This is a genomic window from Arthrobacter sp. K4-10C (genome assembly GCF_059090085.1).
Genome location: NZ_JBNHFI010000004.1, coordinates 162244 through 184734, shown reverse-complemented (window position 1 = coordinate 184734; position 22491 = coordinate 162244). Strand labels below are relative to the sequence as shown.

The 22491-nt window shown below is 66.7% G+C and carries 18 protein-coding genes and 1 pseudogene; 14 read left to right on the top strand and 5 right to left on the bottom strand.

The window, feature by feature from the left end; translation table 11 throughout:
• The first annotated feature begins 53 nt into the window (after positions 1–53).
• The 6 genes from AC5RUU_RS07065 (at position 54) to AC5RUU_RS07040 (ending at position 5785) form a co-directional block, all read left to right on the top strand.
• Positions 54–791, top strand: a complete 738-nt coding sequence (locus AC5RUU_RS07065) for a VOC family protein (RefSeq protein ID WP_493974622.1) — start codon at positions 54–56, stop codon at positions 789–791.
• 9 nt (positions 792–800) lie between these two features.
• Positions 801–1340, top strand: coding sequence for an NUDIX hydrolase family protein (locus AC5RUU_RS07060; RefSeq protein ID WP_459793545.1), 540 nt, complete (start codon positions 801–803; stop codon positions 1338–1340).
• An 87-nt stretch (positions 1341–1427) separates the two neighbouring features.
• Positions 1428–2486 carry a DUF6707 family protein gene (locus tag AC5RUU_RS07055; protein ID WP_493974497.1) on the top strand — a complete coding sequence of 353 codons (1059 nt, stop codon included), beginning with the start codon at positions 1428–1430 and terminating at the stop codon, positions 2484–2486.
• A 48-nt stretch (positions 2487–2534) separates the two neighbouring features.
• A complete protein-coding gene (locus AC5RUU_RS07050) occupies positions 2535–3263 on the top strand; it encodes an SRPBCC family protein (protein ID WP_493974496.1) in 729 nt (242 codons plus the stop codon).
• Between the two features lie 39 nt (positions 3264–3302).
• The gene (gene tgt, locus AC5RUU_RS07045) at positions 3303–4616 is read left to right on the top strand and encodes a tRNA guanosine(34) transglycosylase Tgt (protein ID WP_493974495.1); all 1314 of its coding nucleotides are present in this window, start codon (positions 3303–3305) and stop codon (positions 4614–4616) included.
• Positions 4617–4792: 176 nt separating this feature from the next.
• Positions 4793–5785 carry a type IV toxin-antitoxin system AbiEi family antitoxin domain-containing protein gene (locus tag AC5RUU_RS07040; protein ID WP_493974494.1) on the top strand — a complete coding sequence of 331 codons (993 nt, stop codon included), beginning with the start codon at positions 4793–4795 and terminating at the stop codon, positions 5783–5785.
• Positions 5786–5852: 67 nt separating this feature from the next.
• Here the strand turns inward: AC5RUU_RS07040 and AC5RUU_RS07035 are convergent, their stop codons facing one another.
• The gene (locus AC5RUU_RS07035; RefSeq protein WP_493974493.1) at positions 5853–6587 is read right to left on the bottom strand and encodes a queuosine precursor transporter; all 735 of its coding nucleotides are present in this window, start codon (positions 6585–6587) and stop codon (positions 5853–5855) included.
• Between the two features lie 176 nt (positions 6588–6763).
• On the opposite strand from AC5RUU_RS07035, the gene AC5RUU_RS07030 reads away from it, so the two are divergent.
• From AC5RUU_RS07030 to AC5RUU_RS07020, 3 genes and pseudogenes are all read left to right on the top strand, one after another.
• Positions 6764–7420, top strand: coding sequence for a TetR/AcrR family transcriptional regulator (locus AC5RUU_RS07030; RefSeq protein WP_493974492.1), 657 nt, complete (start codon positions 6764–6766; stop codon positions 7418–7420).
• Between the two features lie 34 nt (positions 7421–7454).
• The gene (locus AC5RUU_RS07025; RefSeq protein WP_493974491.1) at positions 7455–8405 is read left to right on the top strand and encodes a TIGR01777 family oxidoreductase; all 951 of its coding nucleotides are present in this window, start codon (positions 7455–7457) and stop codon (positions 8403–8405) included.
• Positions 8406–8980: 575 nt separating this feature from the next.
• Positions 8981–9837, top strand: a pseudogene (locus tag AC5RUU_RS07020) (hydroxymethylpyrimidine/phosphomethylpyrimidine kinase).
• A 20-nt stretch (positions 9838–9857) separates the two neighbouring features.
• Here AC5RUU_RS07020 and AC5RUU_RS07015 read toward each other — a convergent pair.
• Positions 9858–11138 (bottom strand): serpin family protein, encoded by a 1281-nt coding sequence (locus AC5RUU_RS07015; RefSeq protein ID WP_493974490.1) that lies wholly within the window; start codon positions 11136–11138, stop codon positions 9858–9860.
• Between the two features lie 260 nt (positions 11139–11398).
• The gene (locus AC5RUU_RS07010; RefSeq protein ID WP_493974489.1) at positions 11399–12820 is read right to left on the bottom strand and encodes an MFS transporter; all 1422 of its coding nucleotides are present in this window, start codon (positions 12818–12820) and stop codon (positions 11399–11401) included.
• Between the two features lie 206 nt (positions 12821–13026).
• On the opposite strand from AC5RUU_RS07010, the gene AC5RUU_RS07005 reads away from it, so the two are divergent.
• Genes AC5RUU_RS07005 through AC5RUU_RS06995 form a run of 3 tightly spaced genes read left to right on the top strand, consistent with a single transcriptional unit; the run spans position 13027 to position 16146 of the window.
• A complete protein-coding gene (locus AC5RUU_RS07005) occupies positions 13027–13695 on the top strand; it encodes a response regulator transcription factor (protein ID WP_493974621.1) in 669 nt (222 codons plus the stop codon).
• Entirely contained in the window at positions 13692–15146 is a 1455-nt protein-coding gene (locus AC5RUU_RS07000; RefSeq protein WP_493974488.1) for a sensor histidine kinase, read from the top strand. The genes AC5RUU_RS07005 and AC5RUU_RS07000 overlap by 4 nt, the downstream gene beginning before the upstream one ends.
• A complete protein-coding gene (locus tag AC5RUU_RS06995) occupies positions 15139–16146 on the top strand; it encodes a TAXI family TRAP transporter solute-binding subunit (RefSeq protein WP_493974487.1) in 1008 nt (335 codons plus the stop codon). The genes AC5RUU_RS07000 and AC5RUU_RS06995 overlap by 8 nt, the downstream gene beginning before the upstream one ends.
• 21 nt (positions 16147–16167) lie before the next feature.
• On the opposite strand, the gene AC5RUU_RS06990 is transcribed toward AC5RUU_RS06995, so the two are convergent.
• Positions 16168–17679: a helix-turn-helix domain-containing protein gene (locus tag AC5RUU_RS06990; RefSeq protein WP_493974486.1), complete on the bottom strand. Its 1512-nt coding sequence runs from the start codon at positions 17677–17679 to the stop codon at positions 16168–16170.
• Between the two features lie 147 nt (positions 17680–17826).
• Here AC5RUU_RS06990 and aceA point away from each other — a divergent pair, with 147 nt between their 5' ends.
• Both aceA and aceB read left to right on the top strand, forming a co-directional pair.
• Entirely contained in the window at positions 17827–19158 is a 1332-nt protein-coding gene (aceA, locus tag AC5RUU_RS06985) for an isocitrate lyase (RefSeq protein ID WP_493974485.1), read from the top strand.
• A 143-nt stretch (positions 19159–19301) separates the two neighbouring features.
• Positions 19302–20954, top strand: a complete 1653-nt coding sequence (aceB, locus tag AC5RUU_RS06980) for a malate synthase A (RefSeq protein WP_493974484.1) — start codon at positions 19302–19304, stop codon at positions 20952–20954.
• Between the two features lie 207 nt (positions 20955–21161).
• On the opposite strand, the gene AC5RUU_RS06975 is transcribed toward aceB, so the two are convergent.
• Positions 21162–22355 carry an MFS transporter gene (locus AC5RUU_RS06975; protein WP_493974483.1) on the bottom strand — a complete coding sequence of 398 codons (1194 nt, stop codon included), beginning with the start codon at positions 22353–22355 and terminating at the stop codon, positions 21162–21164.
• Positions 22356–22491: the final 136 nt, after the last annotated feature.

Sequence of the window (22491 nt, the reverse complement as noted above, 5' to 3'; positions counted from 1 at the left end):
GCCCGTGGCATCATGGGCCTCATCGCCCCGCTGCCGAGATGAAGGTCAATCCAATGCTCCGCGTCCGTCCCCTGCATTACACGTCCAACACCGATTCCTGGGACCGGCTGCTGACCGCCCTGGGCATGGTCCTGACCGAGGGCGACGGCGGGTTCCGCGTCTACGACGCCGGCGCCGGCCGGCTCGCCCTGCACGACGTGCCGGAAGGGGCGGCGGAGGACGGAACCACGGCGCTGGCCGTGGAGGTGGGCGACCTGGCCGAATTTGCCCGCCGCAGCAACCTTGCCGCGGAAGACGAGGGGACCGCGCCTGCGGAGCTGGTGAGCGCCGGGCGCGGCGACGCCTGCCGGATCACGGCCCCCGACGGGTTCAGCTTCCTGGCGGACAAAGCCCCTCCCGGCACGGGCGATGCCGGCGCGGATCCGGCGCTGGCCGTCGTCGGGGTCTGGTTCACGGAAGATGCCGACGCCGCCGCCCGCACCCTGCGGCACATCGGCGCCCGGCCCCGCCCTGTACCGGACAACGACGAAACCGCCGACTTCACCGCCAAGAACGGCGGAGTCTTCCTGGTGCGTCCGGCGTCCGGGCCGCCGCGGTCCGGCCTGGGCTTCGAGTACGACGGCGGCCTGGAACCGCTGCGGGACCGGCTGTCCGCCGCCGGAGTCGAGGCAAGCCTCACCGAGGAGGCCTTCGGAAGCACGCTCCACGTCCCCAACCCGGACGCGGCCGGGTCCGACGCGCCCTCCGTGCCCGCCACAGTCTGGATCTCGCAGCACCGTCCCATGGGGTAGAACTTAAGCATGAACGTGCGCACACCTGACCCGAATCCCGGCTGGCTTTCCGAAGAAGACCTCTTTGAGGCGCGCGGGCGGCTGCCCATGGTGTACGTGGAAGCAGTGCCCGTCAGGCTGGATCCGCTGGGTTACGTGAACGAAGTGGGCACCCTCCTGCAGGCCGACGAGGACGGGACCATGGTCCGGTCCCTGGTGTCGGGCCGTGTCATTTACCGCGAAACCATCCGCGCCGCCCTCCTCCGGCACATGGAAAAGGACCTGGGGCCGCTGGCGTTCCCGCAGCTGCCCATCAGCCCGGTCCCCTTCACTGTGGCCGAGTACTTCCCGGCGCCGTCCCAGACGGGCTTCACGGACGACCGGCAACACGCCGTGTCACTGGCGTACGTCATCCCTGTCACGGGCGAATGCGAGCCCCGCCAGGACGCCCTGGAACTGACCTGGATGACGCCCGAGGAAGTCCTCAGCCCCGGCGTCCAGATGGAGTTTTCCGGCGGCCGCGGCGGACTGATCCGCCAGGCCCTCGCATTTGCCGGCGTAGGCTCCTGACATCCTCCCGGGAACTTGGGGGTCCCCGGATACAGGTACCGCCTTTGTAGACTGGACGGCGGACCGCAAGAGAACCTAAGGACTCCCATGACCGAAACACCAGCCGCCCGGAACCATCGTGAACTGCAGGCTGGATCCTTGACCACCGGCAGCCTCATCCTGTTGCCGGACGGTGAACGGACGGCAGAAATCCACCAGGTGGAGCTTGAACGGGACGATTTCGGCTCCCCCGCGCTGGTGCTCGCCAGCCTGTCCGGCGGTGGAACCCTGCGCATTGCCGTGGGCAGCATGGTCACCACTGTCGAGTCTGAGTCCGAGGCAGCGTCCGACGGCGTGACACGCCTTTCGCTCGCGGCCGCACCACAGGCGGAAAACCCGCAGGCGGCCGAACCCGGACCCGGAACTCCGCTCCCGGCTGGCTCCGGACAGGAGCAGCCCGGCGGCGCGGCGGCATCCGCGGTGGCGGCGCCCGCCGTCGTCGTGCCTCCCCTGCCGCCCGTCCCGCCTGCCGTCAACGGACCCAGCGAGGAAGAACTCGCGCTGATTCCGGCAGCGGACGGCACCCCGGAATCGGTGGTGGAAGCCACGGCGGAGGCGCATCCGGATGCGACGGGCGTCCTGCTGCTGACCGACAGGCTGTCCAAGGGTGTCAACTTCAAGTCCGGAAGCTGCCTGAAGGACCTCAGCGACCTCGCGCACGAACTCTTCATCACGCTCAAGGACGCCAACAGCGCGCTGGCGGTTGCCGACCTCCTCACCGTCCTCCCGTACGACGGAAACCCTGGACGCTGGGCGTCGGTGGAAGCCTCCCTGGCGCTGGCCAGCTACATCTGCCGGCAAGACGGCCAGAACGAGCGCGCAGCGGTGTACGAAAAATTGATCCGGACGCCGGAAAACCAGGAGACGGACCCGTTCAAGGCGAGGATGGCCGCCAAGGTCCGCCAGCGCTCACTCAATGAGCCCAACCTGTACGACAAGGAAATCTTCCGTTCCATCGACAACTCGAACCACGACGCCGAGCGGGAATGGCGGCTGCTGCGGCTCGAATCCCTGCTGTTCCTGCGGGCGCACGGCGGGTCCGAGACGATCGGGATGGCCGAGCTGGAGCGCCGGATCAGCAACGAACTCGAGGCCGTCCGCTCCTGAGCAAATTGCCCCTACCCGGGGCCGGGCCGGAGTAGTATTTTCGGGGCTATGACGAACAATCTCAGCGTAGTGATTAACGCCGACGCGCCGCAGGTCTGGACCATGCTGCGTGAACCGTCCAAGGTGGCCCAATGGCATGGCTGGCAGGCCGAGGACCTGGACGCCGAGATCAAGGAGATCTACTTCTCCGGCGACGTGGAGGAAGCCCCGGACCACACCAGCCTGACCGTGCACGGCGGCGACACGTTCGAACTCCGCCCTGTTCCGGGCGGCACGCAGGTCAGCGTCACGCGCGGGGCCCTGGACCACAACTCGGAGTGGGCGGCCTGGGACGAGGACATCACCCAGGGCTGGCTGACGTTTCTGCAGCAGCTCCGCTTTGCCCTGGAGCGCCACCCGCACGGCAAGCGCCACACGCTCTTCCTGCACCTGACCGAGGGGCAGGGTTCCGCGATCGACAAACTCGGACTGGCGGACCTGCCGGCCCCCGGTGAGTCCTACCAGCTGACCCTGGGCACCGGCGAAGAGATCAGCGGCAAGGTCTGGTACCGGACAAGCCACCAGGTGGGGCTCACGGTCCACAGCTACGCGGAGCACGGGGAGGGCCTCCTGGTGGTGGCCGACCATCCCGCAATCAAGGACGTGCGCGCAGAGGGTGAGGGGTCCATGGTCATCGTCTCCACCTACGACCTGGGCGCGGCCAAGGTTGATTCCATCCGTTCGTCCTGGGACTCCTGGCGCTCCGACCACTACTCCACATCCGCGCCGGTAAGCTGATTAACCTGGCGCCGCGCTGATTGCTGGCACACTGGTACGGTGCCAGCCAACCCCGCTTCCGCTCCTTCGCATGTTTCCGCGCTGCCCGCCCGTCAGTCAGAGTTTTCCTTCACGGTAGGCACCCGGCTGGCTGACTCGTGCCCGCCGTCGGCCGCCCAGGTCACCGGCAACGGCGGGGAATTCCAGGGCCGCACCGGCACCATCACCACCCCCCATGGGGAGATCCAAACGCCGGCCTTTATCGCCGTCGGGACCAAGGCAACGGTCAAGGCCGTCCTGCCGGAATCGATGGCGGACCTTGGTGCGCAGGCGCTGCTCGCCAACGCCTACCATCTGTACCTGCAGCCCGGCGCGGACATCCTGGACGAGGCCGGCGGGCTGGGTCAGTTCATGAACTGGCCGGGGCCGACTTTCACCGACTCCGGCGGATTCCAGGTCATGAGCCTGGGCTCCGGCTTCAAGAAGGTCATCGACATGAAGACGGTTGCTGCCGCAGGCGCACCCGGACCCGATGACGCCGTGGCGCCGGGCAAGGAGCGCCTGGCCCACATCGACGACGACGGCGTCTGGTTCAAGTCCCACCTGAACGGGGACCGGCACCGGTTCTCCCCCGAGATCTCCATGCAGGTGCAGCACCGGATCGGCGCGGACATCATGTTCGCCTTCGATGAGTTGACCACGCTGCAAAACTCCCGGGGCTACCAGGAGGAGTCCCTGGAACGGACCCGGCTGTGGGCGCTGCGCTGCATCGAGGAACACTTCCGGCTGACAAGCGAACGCGTGGGGAAGCCGTACCAGGCGCTGTTCGGCGTCATCCAGGGCGCGCAGTACGAGGACCTGCGCCGCAAGGCCTGCCGGGACCTGGGTGCGATGCCGTTTGACGGGTTCGGGATCGGCGGGGCGCTGGAGAAGGAGAACCTCGGAACGATTGTCCGCTGGTGCAACGAGGAGCTGCCGGAGGACAAACCGCGCCACCTGCTGGGCATTTCCGAGCCGGACGACATCTTCACCGCCATAGAAAACGGCGCCGACACCTTCGACTGTGTCTCCCCCACCCGCGTTGCCCGGAACTCCGCGTTCTACACGCCGTATGGCCGGTTCAACCTGTCCGGGGCGAAGTACAAGCGCGACTTCGGGCCGTTGCAGGAAGGCTGCGACTGCTACGCCTGCACCCATTACTCGCGGGCCTACATCCACCACCTGTTCAAGGCCAAGGAGATGCTCTCCGCCACCTTGATCTCCATCCATAACGAGCGGTTCGTGGTGAAGATGGTGGATGACGCCCGGCTGGCGATCGAATCCGGCACGTTCTTCGACTTCAAGGCCGAAACCCTGGGCCGGTACTACTCCTAGCCCACCCCGACTCCCCTTACCGGCGGCACTTCGCCGCCTGCCGCCGTCGTACTCGCTGGAATGGTGCGGACACGCTGGAACGTTCCCGCGTGCACGCACCGTTCCAGCGTCCCCGCTTATCCACATAACGACGGCGGGGCCTCGCCCCGGAAGGCCGTCCACCGGAGTCTGGGTGAATGACACAGCCTCAAGCACAAAGTCCCCGGCTTCCGGTTACGGGAAGCCTCTGGCGAACAGGCCAGCTGCACGCGGAAGGACTGCATTCGCGGGCCATCCGCCGCCTCGTGAACCAGGGCGAACTGGTCCGCCTGCGGTGGGGATGCTACATCCGCGCTGCGGTGTGGGAGAAACAGTCCGCCTCTGTGCGCAGCGTGCAATTGATCCATGCGCATGCCTATGGAACGCTGACGACGTCGACCGGCAGCTTTGTTTATAGCCACACCTCGGCCGCGCGCCTCCACGGCCTCTTCCTCTGGGATGTTGATGACCTGGTCCACATCCTGCTCCGGGTGTCGCCGTCACGTGAACGCCTCGGCAGCGACGTACGGGGTCACGCCCGCCCGTACCCGGATCAGCAGGTGACCAGGATTGGCGCGCTGAGGGTCACCACGCTCGAACGGACAGTGGTGGACTGCGCCATGATGCTTGACTACCGCAAGGCTCTGGTCCTCATGGACCAAGCACTTCGGCTCGGTGCGGATCTGGCCCTGATGGAGGCCATGGCAGGCGGTCTTTCAGGACGCCGCGGTGTAAGGAACCTCCGGATGGCCTTGGCCAACGCGGACGCCCGCGCCGAATCGGCCGGAGAAACTCTGACCCGGGAGCTGCTCGCCCGGCTGAGGCTGCCCATGCCCGACGCACAGGTCGAGGTCCGGACGCGGTTGGGCTGGCACCGGCTGGACTTCGCCTGGAAGGACGCGTTGGTGGCCCTCGAGTTCGACGGCAAGGTCAAGTACTTCGATTACAAGCCAACCGGCGAAGCCCTGTTCCAGGAGCGGCGCCGGGAAAAGGCCCTCACCGAGTCCGGCTGGCTCTTCGTCCGGGTTGAATGGCGGGACCTGTTCAGGGAGCAGGAGTTTAAGAACCGGATCCTGGACGCGCTCAGGCACCGGACCCCGTCCCAGGCAGCCGCCGCCGTCGGAATCGCCGGAACGGTTCCGGGACGCTGAAACGTTCCGGCGTACCCGCACCGTTCCAGCGTCCCCGGCGTGCGAAGGGTCTGCGCGCGGCGCGGGCCTAGGCTGTGTCCGGTGCGGCAGCGCCGTAGCTGGGTTCGCGCTTCTTGATCCAGCCGATCACCAGCGACGTGACCGGGACCAGGATGAACTCCACCAGCGTCTTGTACACGAAGCCCACCACCACGTAGTTCAGGAACGTCGCGAAATCGGTAATCCCGATGACGGACGCTGCGATGCTGCAGAAGATCAGGGTGTCCACGAACTCTCCCGCCCCCGAAGAGCCCATCAACCGGGCCCACAGGGACTTCTCCCCCGTGCGGGCCTTCATCCGGACCAGGATCCACGAGTTGATGGTTTGGCCCGCAAGGAACGCGAGCAGGGAGGCCAGCACGATCTGCGGCACCGGACCCAGGGCACCCTCCAGGGCAGCCTGCTTGGCAGTCCCGAACTCGTCGTCGAAACCGGGCAGGGCGATGATCACCCAGTAGCAGAGCGAGGCAAACACTGACAGCGCAAACGTGGTGAAAATCGCCTTCCGTGCCACCTTGAAGCCGTACACCTCGCTGATGACGTCGCCCAGGATGTAGGCCAGCGGGAACAGGAAGAACCCCCCGTCCGTGATGACCGGTCCCAGGACCACACCCTTGGAGGCGCCGATGTTGGACAGGATCAGCACCACGGCCATGACCGCGAGCATGATCCCGAAGTACGGGGACCCGATGGAGGCGAATCGTGGCGCGCCCGGGGAGGCGGCTGTTTGGGGCACGGCGTTCTGGCCTGAGGCAGATGACATAGGAAGTCCGTTTCAAAGTGGTTCGCTCGGTGTCCGGAACTGAGGGCGGAAGGCCGGCTGTATTAGCACTGTCGACCCATTCTCCCACGCCCCCGGCTGGACTGGAGGCAGCAGACTGAACACGTTCAACTTGTGCAATACTCTGTATTGAACATGTTCAAATATTTGGGGGAACCATGACAGCCAGAAGCGGGCAGACCAGGAAGCTTGTGGCCGATGTCGCGCTGAAAATGTTCCGCGAAGTCGGCTTCACCAGGACCACCATGCGGGCCATCGCGGCAGAAGCGGGAATCTCGGTAGGCAATGCCTACTACTACTTCGCTTCCAAGGACGACCTGGTCCAGGAACTGTACCTGCAGGTCCAGGAGGAGCACGCCGCAAAAGCGGCGGCTGCCATGGATACCGCCACAGACTTCAGCAGCCGGCTCCGCGCCACCCTCCACGCGGGGCTGGACGCCATGGGCCCGTACCACCGCTTCGGCGCAGACTTCCTCACCACCGCCATCCGGCCCACCTCCCCGGTCAACCCCTTCGCTGCAGGTTCCGCCGCGGCCCGGGAAGCCTCGCTCGGGATTTTCCGGGCTGCAGTGGAGGGCGCCCGGCCGAAGCCGCCACAGAAGTTCCGCTCCGAACTTCCGGAGCTCCTGTGGCTCGGCTACATGGGCATCACGCTCTTCTGGGTTTATGACACCTCCGAGGGGCAGCAGCGCACCAGGAAGCTTGTGGACGGCGGCGTCCCGCTGATCGCCAAAGTGCTCTCGATGGCGCGCGTCCCTGGGGTGGGCAAGGTCCTCGACGATATCCTCAGCCTGAGCCGGAGCATCCGTGCATAGCCGGCAGCCAGCAACAAACCACCGGGGGAGAAGCATGACCAGGTCAAAGACAGTGGTGCTCGCCGGAGCCTCAGGGTTCATCGGCAAGTACCTCCGCACCCGTTTTGAGCAGGACGGCTGGACCGTGCGGGTCATTGGACGGGCGCGGACCGTGAAGCGGGCTGGTGCCGCCGGCAGCAAGGCCGCCTCCGCAACCGCAGCCGCATCATGGGACGACGACGGCGCCATCGCCCGGGTGCTCAACGGCGCCAACCTGGTCATCAACCTCGCCGGACGGTCCGTCTCGTGCCGCTACAGCGCGAAAAACAAGGCAGCCATCCTCTGCTCCAGAGTATCCACCACCGCAGCACTGGGCCGGGCCATCGCCCAATGCCCGCAGCCGCCGTCGACCTGGCTGAACGCCAGCACCGGAACCATCTACCGGGACGCCCGGGACCGCCCGCAAACAGAACATGACGGGGAACTGGGGGCCGGCTTCTCGGTGGATGTGGCCAAGGCCTGGGAGGCGGAACTGGACGCCGCCCTCACTCCGGACACCCGCAAAATCCCGCTCCGCATCGCCATTGTCCTGGGCCGCGGCGGGGGCGCCCTGCGCCCGTTTGCCAACCTGGCCCGCCTGGGGCTCGGCGGCCACATGGGCGAGGGCACGCAAAAGTTCAGCTGGGTCCACGTTGAGGATCTGTACCGGTGCGCGCGGTTCCTGCATGCGCGCACGGACATCACCGGGCCGGTCAATGTTGCCTCACCGGATGTGGTGAGCAACCGGGAACTCATGCAGCTGGTCCGCCGTGCGTACGGGGCACGGTTCGGCGTTCCCGCCCCTGCGTGGCTGCTCCGGGCCGGGGCACTCCTGATCCGTACCGAGACGGAGCTCGTGCTCAAGAGCCGCTGGGTGCAGCCGCAGAAACTGTTGGATTCCGGGTTCGTGTACAGCCAGCCAGAGCTGGGAGGCGCGCTGCTCCAGATCGCGAAGGGAACCGCGTGAGCCGGCCGCGGCGGGTGGTGCTGGGCACCGGCGCGCTGGCCCTTGGGGCGCTGGTGAGCCTGCTGTTCTGTGCCACCGTGCTGGCTTTCCTGGTGGGCAACTGGACGGGTTTTTGGCCCGCCCTGGTGATGACGGTTCTCTGGGGGGCCTTGCCTGCAATCGCCCTGGCGTTCTGCTTTGGCGCGCCGCTTGGGATCCTGCTCCATCCCGTCCGGAACCAGTGGCTCCACGTTGCCGCGTTCGCCGGCATGGGGGCCGCCCTGGGGCTGGTCTTCGCCCTGTTCGCCGCCAGCCCCTCGCCTCGGCCCGACTACCTGCTGGCCTTCGCCGGCTGGGCATCGCTCACCGGCGGTGCGGCCCTGGCTCTTGGCAGGCTCGCGGTCTGGCGCCTGGTACGCCTGGACCAGGGCGCTGCCGGGAACGAGAACGATGGCGGGGCGGGCCTCAACGAGGGGTATGACCCGGACGTCCGGCCGGGTAAGGATGCTCCCCTTGTGGCCCTGAACACCCCGGGACAGGCGCCGCTGTGCGGCCACACAGGGAAAGCGGCCGACAGCGGATGGCAGGATGGGACCATGACTTCCGTTTCCGCTGATGCAACGTCGCCCGCCACCAGCCCGGCAGTGGTGCTCACCATCGCCGGTTCCGAAGCCACCGGCGGCGCCGGCGCTCAGGCCGACCTGAAGACCTTCCAGGAACTGGGCGTCTTTGGCATCGCCAACCTGACCTGCATCGTCTCCTTCAACCCCACGGACAGCTGGAACCACCGCTTCGTGCCCGTGGATCAGCAGGTGATCGCCGACCAGCTGGAGGCGACGACGGCGGCTTACGGTCCGGCGTCGGGCGCACCTTCCGTTCTGGACACCGTGAAGATCGGGATGCTGGGCAGCCCCGCCACCATCGCCACTGTTGCCGCCGCCCTCCAGCACAACAGGTTCGGGAACGTTGTCCTTGACCCGGTGCTGATCTGCAAGGGCCAGGAACCGGGCCACGGCCTGGACACGGACCAGGCCCTCAAGGCGCAGATCCTGCCGCTGGCCACTTTCGTGACGCCCAACCACTTCGAGGCGGAGTCGCTGTCCGGGCTGGAGATCACCGACGTCGAATCCCTCAAGGCAGCCGCCGTGCGCATCCACGAGCTCAGCGGCGCAGCAGTCCTGGCCAAGGGCGGCGTGCGGCTGGAAGGCCCGGACGCCGTCGACGTCTTCTACGACGGCCAGACGCTGGAGGTCCTGACCGCACCGAAGGTGGGCGAGGTGGCCGTGTCCGGGCCGGCTGCTCGCTTGCTGCCGCCGTGGCCGCCGAACTGGCCAAGGGTGCGTCACCGCTGGAGGCCGCCCGCGCCGCCAAGGAATTTGTGACCGCCGGGATTCAGAACCGCCTGGCGTCCGGGGCGCCCTTTGACGCCCTCTGGCAGGGCGGCCCGCGCTAGGCCCTGACCGCCTGCGCCGGTCAGGAGCGCGGGTCCGCCACTGTGCCCATGAACAGCGGCAGCCCTGTCCCGTTGTGGACGACCTGGTAATGGAACGGACGGTCAAAAACGAGCGAGACGTTCGGCTCCGGAGGCCCGCTGACCGCCCGCCCGTTGATCTGGGTGACGGCAGCCGCCACGGTCCCTTTCTCTGCCACGGTGATGTTTCCGGACTGGGCAGCCTGGGTGATCTTCAGGCCCGGCTGGATGGCGTCGAAGTCGGTCTCGGTGTTGAGCGTGCGTGACAGGCCCATGGTTTCCAGGACTTTCCGGAGGTCAAAGCTGCTCTTGTGGTCCCAGCGGGGCAGCGTGATGCCTACGGACTGCACAGTGGCGGACTCCATCGCCGCGTCGATCCGGCCGAGTCCAGCCACGCTCAGGAGAGATGCAGAATTGCCGGCAGCGGCCTCCGGCAGCACCAGGCGCATCACGGCGCCTTCCGCATAGGGAAGGTCCACCGCCTGCCACCCCTCCCCCGCGGCGTACTTCATGCTTGCCGTCTGGCTCATGGCGGGCACGTTGGCCACCTCACCGGTTCCGGTGGTGAATGGCCGGTCCATAGTGTCGGCAGGGTCGAAGGGCGTGTTCCACGCTGCGGCGAAATAGACGGCGTTGAGCAGGCTGAAGGTGTTCCTCGGATCAAAGGGAGCCGGTGCCTTCTTGATGCGTCCGCCCGTATTCCTGTCCGCCCACGCGTCGATGGCCGGTTCCGCAGCGGCCCGGTCCCGGAAATCCAGCATGTGGACGCCAGTGCCGTAGTGCCGGGCCAGGGTGTCCAGGTAACCCTCACCAGCCGGTGTGTTCCTGTCCAGGAAGAGCCCGTTGGCAAGATGGATGACGGGCTTCCGTGGCGGGTTGTCCTCGTCAACGGAGCCGGGATCGCCGTCGTACTTCTCGACGGCGGCGAGCAGGGCGTTGGCGGCTTCGTCCCGGCTGGTGCCGGGAAGGGCGAGGACGCGGTCCAGTTCCGCGGCGGTCCCGCCCGCCGCACCGGACCGCAGCATCAGCAGCGCGATGAGCAGGCTGCCGGGTGATGCGACGATGTTTCCGCCGGAGCCGTCCCCGCCGTCGGCCAAGAGGGCCGCGCCCAGCGTGTAGGCGGACGTGCGCAGGGTTTCGAGCTCCTGCGGGTAGGCGTCCGCATCCAGCGAAACCCGCTCCACGCCGGGGGCTGTCACCAGGTCAGGAGGCGCGGCTGAGCAAGCGGGAAGCACAGCCACAAGGCCCAGCACTGCTAACACCGCACGCCGTGGCACATTCATGTCATCCCCCTTGAGCCGCCGCTGTCCCGGCAACCACGGGCCGGGTGCTTCCAGTGAAGCAGCAGGCCTGATGCGGGGGCGATGCCGGAAGGGTCACGGTTTGCGGTCGTTTCGGTCACGCCACAGCGAAGGCCGGATCATGTGGACGACGTCAGCCCGGGCCTTTGCGGCCGCGAGCAGCGCCGGCGGGAAACTACAGCGGGAAATTACGACGGCGGCATGCGGCGCCCGCGGTCAACACCGCCGGCGCCGCACCGGGGTTAGCGCTTGGCACCTGCCAGCGCGCCGCCGTCGTCCGTTGGTGCTGCGGCCCAGGCGTCGCCCTGCTCCCTGTCCAGGTGCGTGGCCTTCTTGTTCTTGAGCGCGAAGATGTAGACGACCAGCGAAATGGCGATGGCACCGGTGACGTAGCTGAAGAAGAGTTCCACCTCGCCCGCCTTCTGCAGCGCCGCCCCGATCAGCGGAACCGTGCCGCCAAAGAGTGAGTTGGCGATGGCGTATCCCAGGCCGACGCCCAGGGCACGGATGGAGGCCGGGAAAAGCTCGGCCTTCACCAGGGCGTTGATGGAGGTGTAGCCGCCCACGATCAGCAGGCCGCCCATCATCAGCAGGAACGCCGTGAACGGATCCTTGGTGCCGGACAGGGTGGAGAGCAGCGGCCAGGTGAAGAGCACACCGGTGATGCCGAACCAGAGGAGCAGCGGCTTGCGGCCGATCTTGTCCGAAATCAGGCCATACACAGGCTGAAGCAGCATGAAAATGAACAGCGCCCAGAAGTTGATCACGGAGGTATCGGTCTTCGCGATGCCGGACGTATCGTTCATGAACTTCAGGAGGAAATTGGTGTACGTGTAGAAGGCAACCGTTCCGCCCAGGGTGACGCCGATGCAGATCAGCAGCGGCCGCCAGTGGCTGGTAAACAGCAGCTTGAGTGTCCCCGGCTGTGCTTCGCCTGCCACCTGGACGTGGGCAGCGCGGATCTGGTCCGCAGAGACGGTTTCCTCCATTGAGCGGCGGAGCCAGAGGACCACCAGGGCCGCCACGCCGCCCAGTGCGAACGGAATCCGCCAGGCCCACTCGTTGAGCGCATCGCCGCCGACGGTGTTCTGCAGGATCACCAGGACCAGCAGCGCCAGCATCTGGCCGCCCACGAGGGTCACGTACTGGAAGCTGGAGAAGAAGCCGCGGCGGCGGGACGTTGCTGCCTCGGACATGTAGGTGGCGCTGGTGCCGTACTCGCCGCCCACGGAGAAGCCCTGCAGCAGGCGGACCAGCACCAGCAGGACCATGGCCCAGATGCCAATGACGTCCTGGGTGGGCAGTATGGCAATGGCGAAGGACCCGGCGGACATCAGCGTCACGCTGAGGGTCAGGGCAGCCTTGCGGCCGTTGCGGTCCGCGTACCGGCCGAAGAACCAGGCGCCGATGGGACGCATGAGGAACGACGTCGAGAAGACAGCCATTGCCTCCAGCCCGGCCTGCAGGTCGTCCTTGGAATTGAAGAAGTGCGCCTGGAAGTAGGCGGCAAAGACGGTATAGACGTAGAGGTCGTACCACTCCACGAGGTTGCCGGCCGAGCCTTTGAGGATGTTCCCCACGGCCCTGCGGGTCTGGGCCGCCTCGGTGAGGGACGCCCCGTTATGGACCGCAGTGTTCGGCGGCGCTGCTTGTTCGGTGCTCATCAATGAACCTTCCTTGGGTGAACTGTCTCCTGAAAGCGCGGAGGACCCCACCTAAGCTATGGGTGATCCAGGGCACAGCCAACGCGGAGGCGGCTTTCCTAACACTTCCTTAGGATTCCGGCACGGCCGGGCAAATGCGCCTGCCAGAAGGTAGTCTCCAATGGCGGGGGCGGCTCAACCCCGGCTTAAGGACAAGGAACATGGCAATGGACGTGCTGATCGTCGAGGACGACGACGCCATGGCCGGCGCCCTGACAGCGGGTGTGGCAACGGCGGGCCTGAAGGCGACCCGGGTTTCCCGCGGCGCCGATGCCCTGCTGGCGCACCGGGATTTCCAGGTGATCCTCCTGGACCTGGGCCTTCCTGACATGGATGGACTGGAGGTGCTGCGAAAGCTCCGACTGGTCACGGACTGTCCCATCCTGATCCTCACAGCGCGCGACGACGAACGCAGCGTGGTGCTCGGCCTACGCTCCGGCGCCGACGATTACCTGGTGAAGCCGGTGAAACTGGTTGAACTGCTGGCACGGATCGAAGCCGTGACCAGGCGCGTGCGGCGCGGCAGCCGAAGCGCTCCGCACACCATCGTCCTCGACGACCTGGAGATCGACCTGGACCGGCGCACCGCGGCAAAGGACGCGGAACTGCTGCCGCTGACCGCCACCGAATTCGACCTGCTGGCCCTTCTGGCCCGGCATGCGGGCTCGGTGGTGACCCGCGAGCAGATCCTGGACTCCCTCTGGGGCGACGCCTTCCTGGCTTCTTCACGGTCGCTCGATGTCCACCTCACCGGGCTCCGCGCCAAACTGCAGAAACCCGGGTTCATTATCAACGTCCGCGGCGTGGGCTATCGGGTGGAAGCGGACACCGCGTGAGGCGGCGTGTCCTTGGGGTCCTCAGCGTGCTGTGCCTCCTTGTGGTCTTCCTGGTCTCCGGCGCCATTCTTGGATCGGCTGCCCGGGAACTCACGCAGGAAGTCCAGATCAACAGGGCAGCGTCCCTGAACCGCTTGGCACAGGTGGCCTTTGACGCTGCCACCGACGGGGACGCCGTACGGCTGCAACGGGAAATGGACACCTACTCCAACCTCTACGGAGAAGGGATCGTGGTGCGGCTGCAGCAGGGCATCCTGACGTCCGGCAGCCTGGACGGCAACCGAGCCGATGTGCAGGACGCGCTGTCCCGGGCCGGACTTAACATCACTGATGCTGGCCTTGCCCCGCTGGAGCCTTTCGGATCCGGCTCGGAACTGATCTTCCGCCCGTTCGGCAGCGCCAGCCAGGTTTTGGGCGGCGTGGTCCTGGACGTCCACCTGGACACGGCACGGCAGAAGCTTCGTGAGCGCTGGCTCCTGGTCGGGGCTGCCGCCGTCGGACTTGCCGCGGTCCTCCTGCTGGCTGCTGCCCGGGTCACGGCCTGGGTACTGCGGCCGGTCCTCCGGCTGAATTCGGCAGTGACTGAGCTTGCCCGTACGGGCCGGGCCGGCCGCCTGCCGGAGGATGGCCCGCCGGAACTGCGGGAACTGAGCCGTTCCTTTACTGCCATGGCGCGTACGGTGAGCGGCAGCATCGAGTCGCAGCGGCAGCTGATCGCGGACACCTCGCACCAGTTGCGGAATCCCATTGGGGCGTTGCGGCTGCGGCTGGACGTGCTCCAGTTGGAGCTGGAGACTGCACGCGAGCACGAAGCCGCCAGCAATGTGATGGCGGAACTGGAACGCGTGGAGGAAATCCTGGACGGCGTGCTGAAGCTGGCAGCCGCGGAGCACCGGGCCTCCGAGGATTCAGCGCGTTCCTTCAATGACGATGCCCGGCCGGCGGCCGGGCCGATCGACCCTTTTCCCGTGCTGCAGGGGGAGGTTGACCGCGCCGCTCCGGCAGCGGAGCGTGCGGGGTGCCGCCTGGTCCTGGCCGAATCCCCCACACCGCCGGCCGAGATTCCGTGCCACCCTGCCGAGCTGGGCCAGATGGTAGGAGAGCTCCTTACCAACGCCATCAAGTACGCGCCCGGGTCCACTGTCACCGCCGCCGTCCACGTGCAGCAGGCCACCGTGACCATTGAAATTTCCGACGACGGCCCGGGCCTTTCCGGACAGGAACGCGCCGCTGCCGTCAGGAGGTTTTGGCGCGCACCGCGGCACGCGTCAGTGCGCGGAACAGGGCTCGGCATGACCATCGTCGGTGAGCTTGCCGCAGCCAACGGCGGCCGTCTGGTACTTGCTCCGGCCGCGCCCCACGGCCTGTCCGCCCGGCTGGAATTCCCGGCAACTTCCCCGGCTGATTCCCGCACGGTTTCCGGTCCGGAAGGGAGCCCGGTCCATGGCTGACGGCGCATCACCCGCATCGGCTCCTTCGCGGCGGGCATTCCTGAAGGCCGGTCTTGGAGCCGGCGTGGCCCTGTGGCTGCCGGCGGCCCTGACCGCCTGCACCGGAACCCGGCCCGACCTGCTGACCGTGGCCGGCGGTGAGCCTGGCGGGTTCTATCTTGAGTTCTCCACCCTCCTGGCCGCGTCTTTGGAGCGCCATGGGGTGGCGGGCCGCGCCACGGCGGTATCCACGGGCGGAAGCCTGGACAACCTGGCGGAGCTCCGCGCCGGCCGGGCCACGTTCGCCGTCGCCCTCGCCGATGCAGCTGGCGCAACCCCGGAACCCGGCGTGGCCGCGGCGCCGGTGGCGGCCCTTGGCAAGGTCTATGAAAACTACGTCCACTGTGTGGTGCGCCGGGACAGCGGAATCGTGGAACTCTCCCAGCTTGCGGGCCGGACGGTGGCTGTCGGCCAGCCCGGGTCGGGAACGTCGCTGACCACCCCGCGGATCCTTTCGGCTGCTGGCCTGGGCACCTCAGCGGATGGCGACGCGGCCGCGGAGGGGACGGTCGCCGTCGTAAGCCTTGGACTGAACAATGGCTTGGCCGCCTTGAAGGCGGGCACGGTGGATGCCCTCTTCTGGTCCGGTGGAGTGCCTACCGCCGCCATCGCAGCTGCCCAGCAGGAGGTGGCGGTGGCGCTGCTGGACCTTTCGGCGCTGCTGCCGGAGCTGCGCAAACGCCACGGCGCACAGTATGACCGGGTGCTCATTCCCGAGGGCAGTTATCCCGGCGTTCCGCCCGTGTGGACGGTGGGCGCCGCCAACCTCCTGCTGTGCCGGGCCGACCTGGATGCGGCAACCGTGGAGCGTACCGTCCAGCTGCTGGTCCACCATGCCGGCGAGCTGATCCCGCGGTCCAGCCTGGGCGTCCAGTTCCTCAGCCCTGAGACGCTGATCAACACGGCCGGCATCCCGCTGCACCCGGCCGCAGCAGATGCGTACCGGGCACTGCATGGATAACCGAGGGCATCGGGGGTTGCATCAGCTGCGGGAGTGCGCCTCCAGGAAGCTGTACACCTCTGTCTCGTCCACGCCGGGGAAGGCCCCCGGCGGCATGGCGGCGAGGAGGTGGGAGTGGGCCCGGGCGGAGGGCCACGCGTTGCCTGCCCACTCGGACGTGAGCGACTCCGGCGGGAGCTTGCAGCAGTTGGGGTCCGGGCAGTTGGAGGTGGCCCGCGCGGTCGTCTCCCGCCCGCGGAACCACTTCACGTGCTGGTACGGCACCCCGATGCTCAAGGAAAACTCACCGCTCGGCGACTTTTCGGTACGGGCCGTGCACCAGTACGTGCCGGAAGGCGTGTCGGTGTACTGGCTGTAGGCGCTGAACTTGTCCGGAACATCAAAGACGGCGCGCGACGTCCAGGCCTTGCATGATGGCTGCCCCTCGATGGCGCCGGTGTGGTCCTGCGGGAAGTTGACCCCGTCGTTCTCGTAGGCCTTGTAGATGATGCCGCTCTGGTGCGTCTTCTGGAAGTGGGTGGTGACGCCCAGATGCTTGGTGGCGAGGTTGGTGAAGCGGTGCGCGGCGGTCTCGTAGGAGACGGCGAATGCGTCGCGGATGTCCTCCACCGCAATTTCCTTCGCGGATTTGGCTTTTTGCAAAAATTCCACCGTGGCCTGCTCTGGCAGGAGCAGAGCAGCTGCGAAATAGTTGGTGGCCACCCGCTGGGCCAGGAAATCGCCGTAGTTGCGGGGCGTTTCATGCCCCAGAACATAGTGGCCCAGGGCCTGGAGCAGCACAGACCGCGGGTCGTGGTCCTGCCGTTGGCTCTGCGTCAGGTAAATTCTGCGGTTCTTCAAGTCCGTCACAGACCGCGTGGAATGCGGCAGGTCGCTGACGTGGTGGAGGGCGAAACCAAGGTGCGCGGCGATGTCCGCAATCACATGCTGGCTGAGCGGGCCGGTGGTGTACCCCACCTCCTTGAGGACCTTCTGCGCTTCAGCTTCGTACTCCGGAAAGTAGTTGCCGCGCTCCCGCATCATGGCACGCAGTTCGCCGTTGGCGCGGCGGGCTTCCTCAGGAGTTGCCACCTGCTCGTTCATCTTGCGTTCAAGCTCGTGCAGGAGCCCCACCTGGGCCTCGAGCACATCGAGCGGAAGCCGCGAACTGATGCGGATTCTGGGCAGGTTCAGGGATTCATAGAGGGGTCCGCGCTGGTAGCGTTCGAGCTCGATCTCCAAGGCGGCCCGGCGGCTGGGAGGCTCCGCGCCAAGCAATTGGTCAATGCTGACGTTCAGGGCGCCCGCCAGGTGCTGGAGGAGGCTCAGTTTGGGTTCCCGCTTGCCGTTCTCAATCAGGCTCAGCTGGCTTGGCGCGGTTCCGACGGCGGCACTCAGGTCATCGAGCGTCAGCCCGGCATGCTTCCGCAGATAGCGCACACGGCGGCCCAGGCTGATGATGTCCAGTTCCGGGGTGTTGGTGGAAGGCGGTTGCGAAGCTTCCCTGCTCCAGCTTGAAGGTGACATTTCTGCAGAATACGCGAAGAACTGCATTTCTTTCCACCCTTTTTCTCTAGATAGGGGGTTGAAAGTGCTGAAAAGTGGTTCACACGGAAAGAACACCGCACCGGAAAGCCGGTGGGAACCTCAACGACGCGGTTCCCACCTACCAACTCCGGAGCTCAATCAAGGAGATCAACGATGACTGCAGCATTTGAGCCCACCCGGCAGCCGTCCGCCGAGGACACCGCAAGCACGCAGGCCGCGGCACTGGAGCTCGAGTGGGCCGCCAACCCGCGCTGGGAAGGTGTGACCCGTGACTACTCAGGTTCCGACGTCGTCCGCCTCCGCGGCCGCGTCTCCGAAGAGCACACCCTGGCCCGCCGCGGCGCCGAGAAGCTGTGGAATCAGCTCACCGAAGAGCACAAGGAAGGCAAATACACCAACGCCCTGGGCGCCCTGACCGGGAACCAGGCAGTGCAGCAGGTCAAGGCAGGCCTGCGGGCCATCTACCTTTCCGGCTGGCAGGTTGCCGCGGACGCCAACAACTCGGGCCACACCTACCCGGACCAGTCCCTCTACCCGGCCAACTCCGTCCCCACCGTTGTCCGCCGGATCAACAACGCCCTGCTCCGCGCCGACCAGATCGAGTTCGCCGAGGGTGTCCAGACCGTCCAGGACTGGCTGGTCCCGATCGTTGCCGACGCCGAGGCCGGCTTCGGCGGGCCGCTGAACGCCTACGAGCTCATGAAGTCCATGATCCAGGCCGGCGCCTCCGGTGTGCACTGGGAGGACCAGCTCGCCTCGGAGAAGAAGTGCGGGCACCTCGGCGGCAAGGTGCTCATCCCCACCCAGCAGCACGTCCGCACCCTGAACGCCGCCCGCCTCGCTGCCGACGTCGCCGGAACCCCCACCGTAGTGATCGCCCGGACCGACGCCGAGGCGGCCACCCTGATCACCTCGGACGTGGACGAGCGCGACCAGGAATTCATCACCGGGGAGCGCACCGCCGAGGGCTTCTACAAGGTCCGCAACGGCATCGAACCCTGCATCGCCCGCGCCAAGGCCTACGCCCCCTACTCGGACCTGATCTGGATGGAAACCGGCACCCCGGACCTGGAACTGGCCCGCAAGTTCGCCGAAGCCGTCAAGGCAGACTTCCCGGACCAGATGCTCTCCTACAACTGCTCGCCGTCGTTCAACTGGCGCAAGCACCTGGACGACGACACCATCGCCAAGTTCCAGCGTGAACTCGGTGCCATGGGCTTCACGTTCCAGTTCATCACCCTGGCCGGCTTCCACGCCCTGAACTACTCGATGTTCGACCTCGCTCACGGCTACGCCCGCGAAGGCATGAGCGCCTACGTCGAACTCCAGGAAAAGGAATTCGCCTCCGAATCCCGCGGCTACACCGCAACCAAGCACCAGCGCGAAGTCGGCACCGGCTACTTCGACGACATCGCCACAGCGCTCAACCCGAACGCGTCCACCCTCGCCCTCGTGGGATCCACCGAAGAGGGCCAGTTCCACTAATCCCCAGCCGCGCCCTCCGCTCGCAAGCTCGCGAGGGAACCCGGGCCGTGGCCCCCTCCCAAGTAAGTAGCAGCAGGTGTCGTTTTGGAGGCTCAAAACGACATCTACTGCTACCCAGTTGGGCCTGTACCAGGAGACTTGCAATGAATACCTTTACTGACAGCTTCACCATCAACGGCATAAACCTGACGGCGCAGCCCATTTGCCGGCAGGACGAGGTTCTTACTCCGGACGCCCTGGAATTCGTTGCCAAGCTGCACCGTGCCACTGCCGAGCGGCGGCAGGAGCTGCTGCAGGCCCGTCGAATGCGGCGGGCTGAGATCGCTGCCGGCGCTGATCCACGGTTCCTCCGGGAAACCGAGCACATCCGCAACGACACCTCCTGGCGGGTCGCTCCACCGGCCCCCGGCCTGGAGGACCGCCGGGTGGAAATCACCGGCCCGGTGGACAAAAAGATGACCATCAACGCCCTGAACTCCGGCGCCAAGGTCTGGCTGGCGGACATGGAGGACTCCTCCACCCCCACCTGGCGGAACGTGATCAAGGGCCAACTGAACCTCACCGACGCGCTGGAGCGGCGGATCGACTTCACCACCGAGGAAGGCAAGGAATACAAGCTCCGCCCCGCCGGCGACCTGCCCACCATCGTGGTGCGCCCCCGCGGCTGGCACCTGCCCGAAAAGCACTTGCTCATCGACGGCCAACCCGTCGCTGGCGGCATCGTGGACTTCGGCCTCTACTTCTATCACAACGCCCGCCGCCTCCTCGCCCAAGGCAAAGGCCCCTACTTCTACCTGCCCAAGATCGAAAACCACCTCGAAGCCCGGCTCTGGAACGACATCTTCATCCTGGCCCAGGACCTCCTGGGCATCCCGCAGGGCACCATCCGCGCCACCGTACTGATCGAAACCATCACCGCAGCCTTCGAAATGGAGGAAATCCTCTACGAACTGCGCGACCACGCCGCCGGCCTGAACGCCGGCCGCTGGGACTACATCTTCTCCATCATCAAGAACTTCCGCACCCGCGGCCCCCGGTTCGTCCTCCCCGACCGGGCCCAGGTAACCATGACCGCACCCTTCATGCGCGCCTACACCGAACAGCTCGTGCGCGCCTGCCACAAGCGCGGCGCCATGGCCATCGGCGGCATGGCAGCAGCCGTCCCCAACCGCAAGGACGCCGAAGCGAACGCCAACGCCTTCGAGAAGGTCCGCGCGGACAAGACCCGCGAGGCCAACGACGGCTTTGACGGCTCTTGGGTAGCCCACCCCGACCTCGTCCCGGTGTGCCGCGAGGTGTTCGACAGCATCCTCGGTGAAAAGCCCAACCAGCTCGAAAAACTCCGCGAGGACGTCACCCCCGACGACCGCGCCCTGATCAACATCGCCTCATTGCACGGCACCATCACCGAACAGGGCATCCGGAACAACATCGAAGTCGGGATCCGCTACATCGAATCCTGGCTCCGCGGCAACGGCGCCGTCGCCATCCACAACCTCATGGAAGACGCAGCCACCGCCGAAATCTCCCGCTCCCAGCTCTGGCAGTGGATCTACGCCCGCGCCATTACCGACCACGGCGAAATCATCACCCACCACTGGGTCGAAGAACTCCTCGACGAGGAATTCGCAAGGCTCGAACGCTTCGACGGCGACCGCTTCGAAGACGCCCGCGACATCTTCGAAGAAGTCACCCTCGCCCAGGACTTCCCATCCTTCCTCACCCTCCCCGCCTACGCCCGCTACCTCACCGAAGCCCGCGAAAAGGCCACGGTCGAAGAGCTCGCGGCCGCATAACCCGCGGTGACCGCACTCTAGAGATTTCCGTCCGCCGGGCCGGCACGCCCTATCGCAACAGGCACCTCCGAAATCCGGAGAGCCGGCCCGGCGGCGGAACCACCACCCTTCCGCGAGATGGCATTTAAGGCAATGTTCCAGGGATATTGCCATCAAGTGCCATCTCGCGGGCTTGGTTAAGGGGGATTACGACGCGGGGGACGCACCTCAGCGACCCTTCGGCACCTTCCGCACGGAGAGGGTGGTCCCGGCGAAGAACGCCAGCACGGACACCAAAATGACCAGCAGGGCGGGCGTCCAGGAACGCGAGACGTCGTGCACGAGGCCCACCAGGGGCGGCGCCACCGCGGCAAGGGCGTAGCCCAGGCCCTGGACCGTCGCGGACATCCGGGCCGCCGACGCCTGGTCGCGCGCCAGCCGGATGATGGCGATGAAGATGACAGTGATGCCCCCGCCCTGGGCGATCCCACCGAAAACGGACCACAGCCACCACAGCTGCGGCGCCAGCAGAAGCCCCGACGGAACAGTCAGCCATAGAGCACCCACGGTGACCGCCACCGCCGTCGCGCCCCAATACTTGGCAGCAAACGGGACACCCAGGCCGCCCACGATCGCAAGAATCTGGAAAATGGACGCGGCAGCGCCGGCCTCGGAGACGGACATGCCAAGCTCATCGTGCAGGTAGCTTGGCAGCCAGGCAGTGACTCCGTAGTACGAGAAGGCCTGCCCGCCGAAGCCCGCCGTCAGTCCGGCGGTTGTCCACCCTAGTCCTGTGACAGGCGGCAGTTTGCTGTCCCTACCGTCCCCGCCTGCAGCCAAGAAGGCACCGCGGGGACCCACCGCCAGGGTCCAGACCACGATGGCCCCCACGGCCAGGACCGCTACCGAACCCAGCGCGAACCTCCACCCCGCCGCATCCGCCAGCGGTGCCGTCACCACCGACGTCAGGAACGAACCAATGTTCAGCGCCGCGGTGTAGATTCCCATCGCGGTCCCCTGCCGGGCAGGGGCGAAGTCACGGCGGACAATCAGCGGGGCGGCGATGTTGCCGACAGTTATAGCCACGCCGATCAGCACCGTCCCGGCCACCACCAGGGCCGGGCCGCCGGCCGAACGGACCAGCACCCCAGCCAGCACGCCGAGGATGGTCAGTGTCACCGCGAATTCGGCACCGAACTTCCTCGCCGCCAGGGAAGCCAGGGGCGCCGCAAGGGAGAAGCAGAGTACGGGAATACTGGTCAGCAGGCCCAGCATGACGGGCGAGAATGCCAGCTCCGCCTGCATCAGGCCAACCACCGGCGCGACCGCAACGAACGGGCCCCGCAGGTTCAACGCCAGCAGGCCGATACAGGCGAGCAGGATCCAGCTGGCGGGAATCCGGGCGAGGGTCCGGCCGCTCATGCGGCTGGAAAGAATGGGGTGCGCGGGGATTTCATCACGTCCATTGCTATCACGCCGTGCAGTTGTGCGAGTTTCGGCGTTCCGGAAGGTGCCCTGCCATACGATGAACATCACGCCAGGAACTCCGGGATTAAGG

Excerpts from the sequence above, each read along its gene's own strand:
- AC5RUU_RS07040 (WP_493974494.1), top strand. The coding sequence starts at position 4,793 with ATGACACAGCCTCAAGCACAAAGTCCCCGGCTTCCGGTTACGGGAAGC.
- AC5RUU_RS07015 (WP_493974490.1), bottom strand. The coding sequence starts at position 11,138 with ATGAATGTGCCACGGCGTGCGGTGTTAGCAGTGCTGGGCCTTGTGGCT.
- AC5RUU_RS07060 (WP_459793545.1), top strand. The coding sequence starts at position 801 with ATGAACGTGCGCACACCTGACCCGAATCCCGGCTGGCTTTCCGAAGAA.
- AC5RUU_RS07065 (WP_493974622.1), top strand. The coding sequence starts at position 54 with ATGCTCCGCGTCCGTCCCCTGCATTACACGTCCAACACCGATTCCTGG.
- AC5RUU_RS07005 (WP_493974621.1), top strand. The coding sequence starts at position 13,027 with ATGGACGTGCTGATCGTCGAGGACGACGACGCCATGGCCGGCGCCCTG.
- AC5RUU_RS07050 (WP_493974496.1), top strand. The coding sequence starts at position 2,535 with ATGACGAACAATCTCAGCGTAGTGATTAACGCCGACGCGCCGCAGGTC.
- AC5RUU_RS06975 (WP_493974483.1), bottom strand. The coding sequence starts at position 22,355 with ATGAGCGGCCGGACCCTCGCCCGGATTCCCGCCAGCTGGATCCTGCTC.
- AC5RUU_RS07055 (WP_493974497.1), top strand. The coding sequence starts at position 1,428 with ATGACCGAAACACCAGCCGCCCGGAACCATCGTGAACTGCAGGCTGGA.
- AC5RUU_RS07025 (WP_493974491.1), top strand. The coding sequence starts at position 7,455 with ATGACCAGGTCAAAGACAGTGGTGCTCGCCGGAGCCTCAGGGTTCATC.
- AC5RUU_RS06990 (WP_493974486.1), bottom strand. The coding sequence starts at position 17,679 with ATGCAGTTCTTCGCGTATTCTGCAGAAATGTCACCTTCAAGCTGGAGC.
- AC5RUU_RS07030 (WP_493974492.1), top strand. The coding sequence starts at position 6,764 with ATGACAGCCAGAAGCGGGCAGACCAGGAAGCTTGTGGCCGATGTCGCG.
- aceB (WP_493974484.1), top strand. The coding sequence starts at position 19,302 with ATGAATACCTTTACTGACAGCTTCACCATCAACGGCATAAACCTGACG.
- AC5RUU_RS07035 (WP_493974493.1), bottom strand. The coding sequence starts at position 6,587 with ATGTCATCTGCCTCAGGCCAGAACGCCGTGCCCCAAACAGCCGCCTCC.
- AC5RUU_RS07010 (WP_493974489.1), bottom strand. The coding sequence starts at position 12,820 with ATGAGCACCGAACAAGCAGCGCCGCCGAACACTGCGGTCCATAACGGG.
- aceA (WP_493974485.1), top strand. The coding sequence starts at position 17,827 with ATGACTGCAGCATTTGAGCCCACCCGGCAGCCGTCCGCCGAGGACACC.
- AC5RUU_RS06995 (WP_493974487.1), top strand. The coding sequence starts at position 15,139 with ATGGCTGACGGCGCATCACCCGCATCGGCTCCTTCGCGGCGGGCATTC.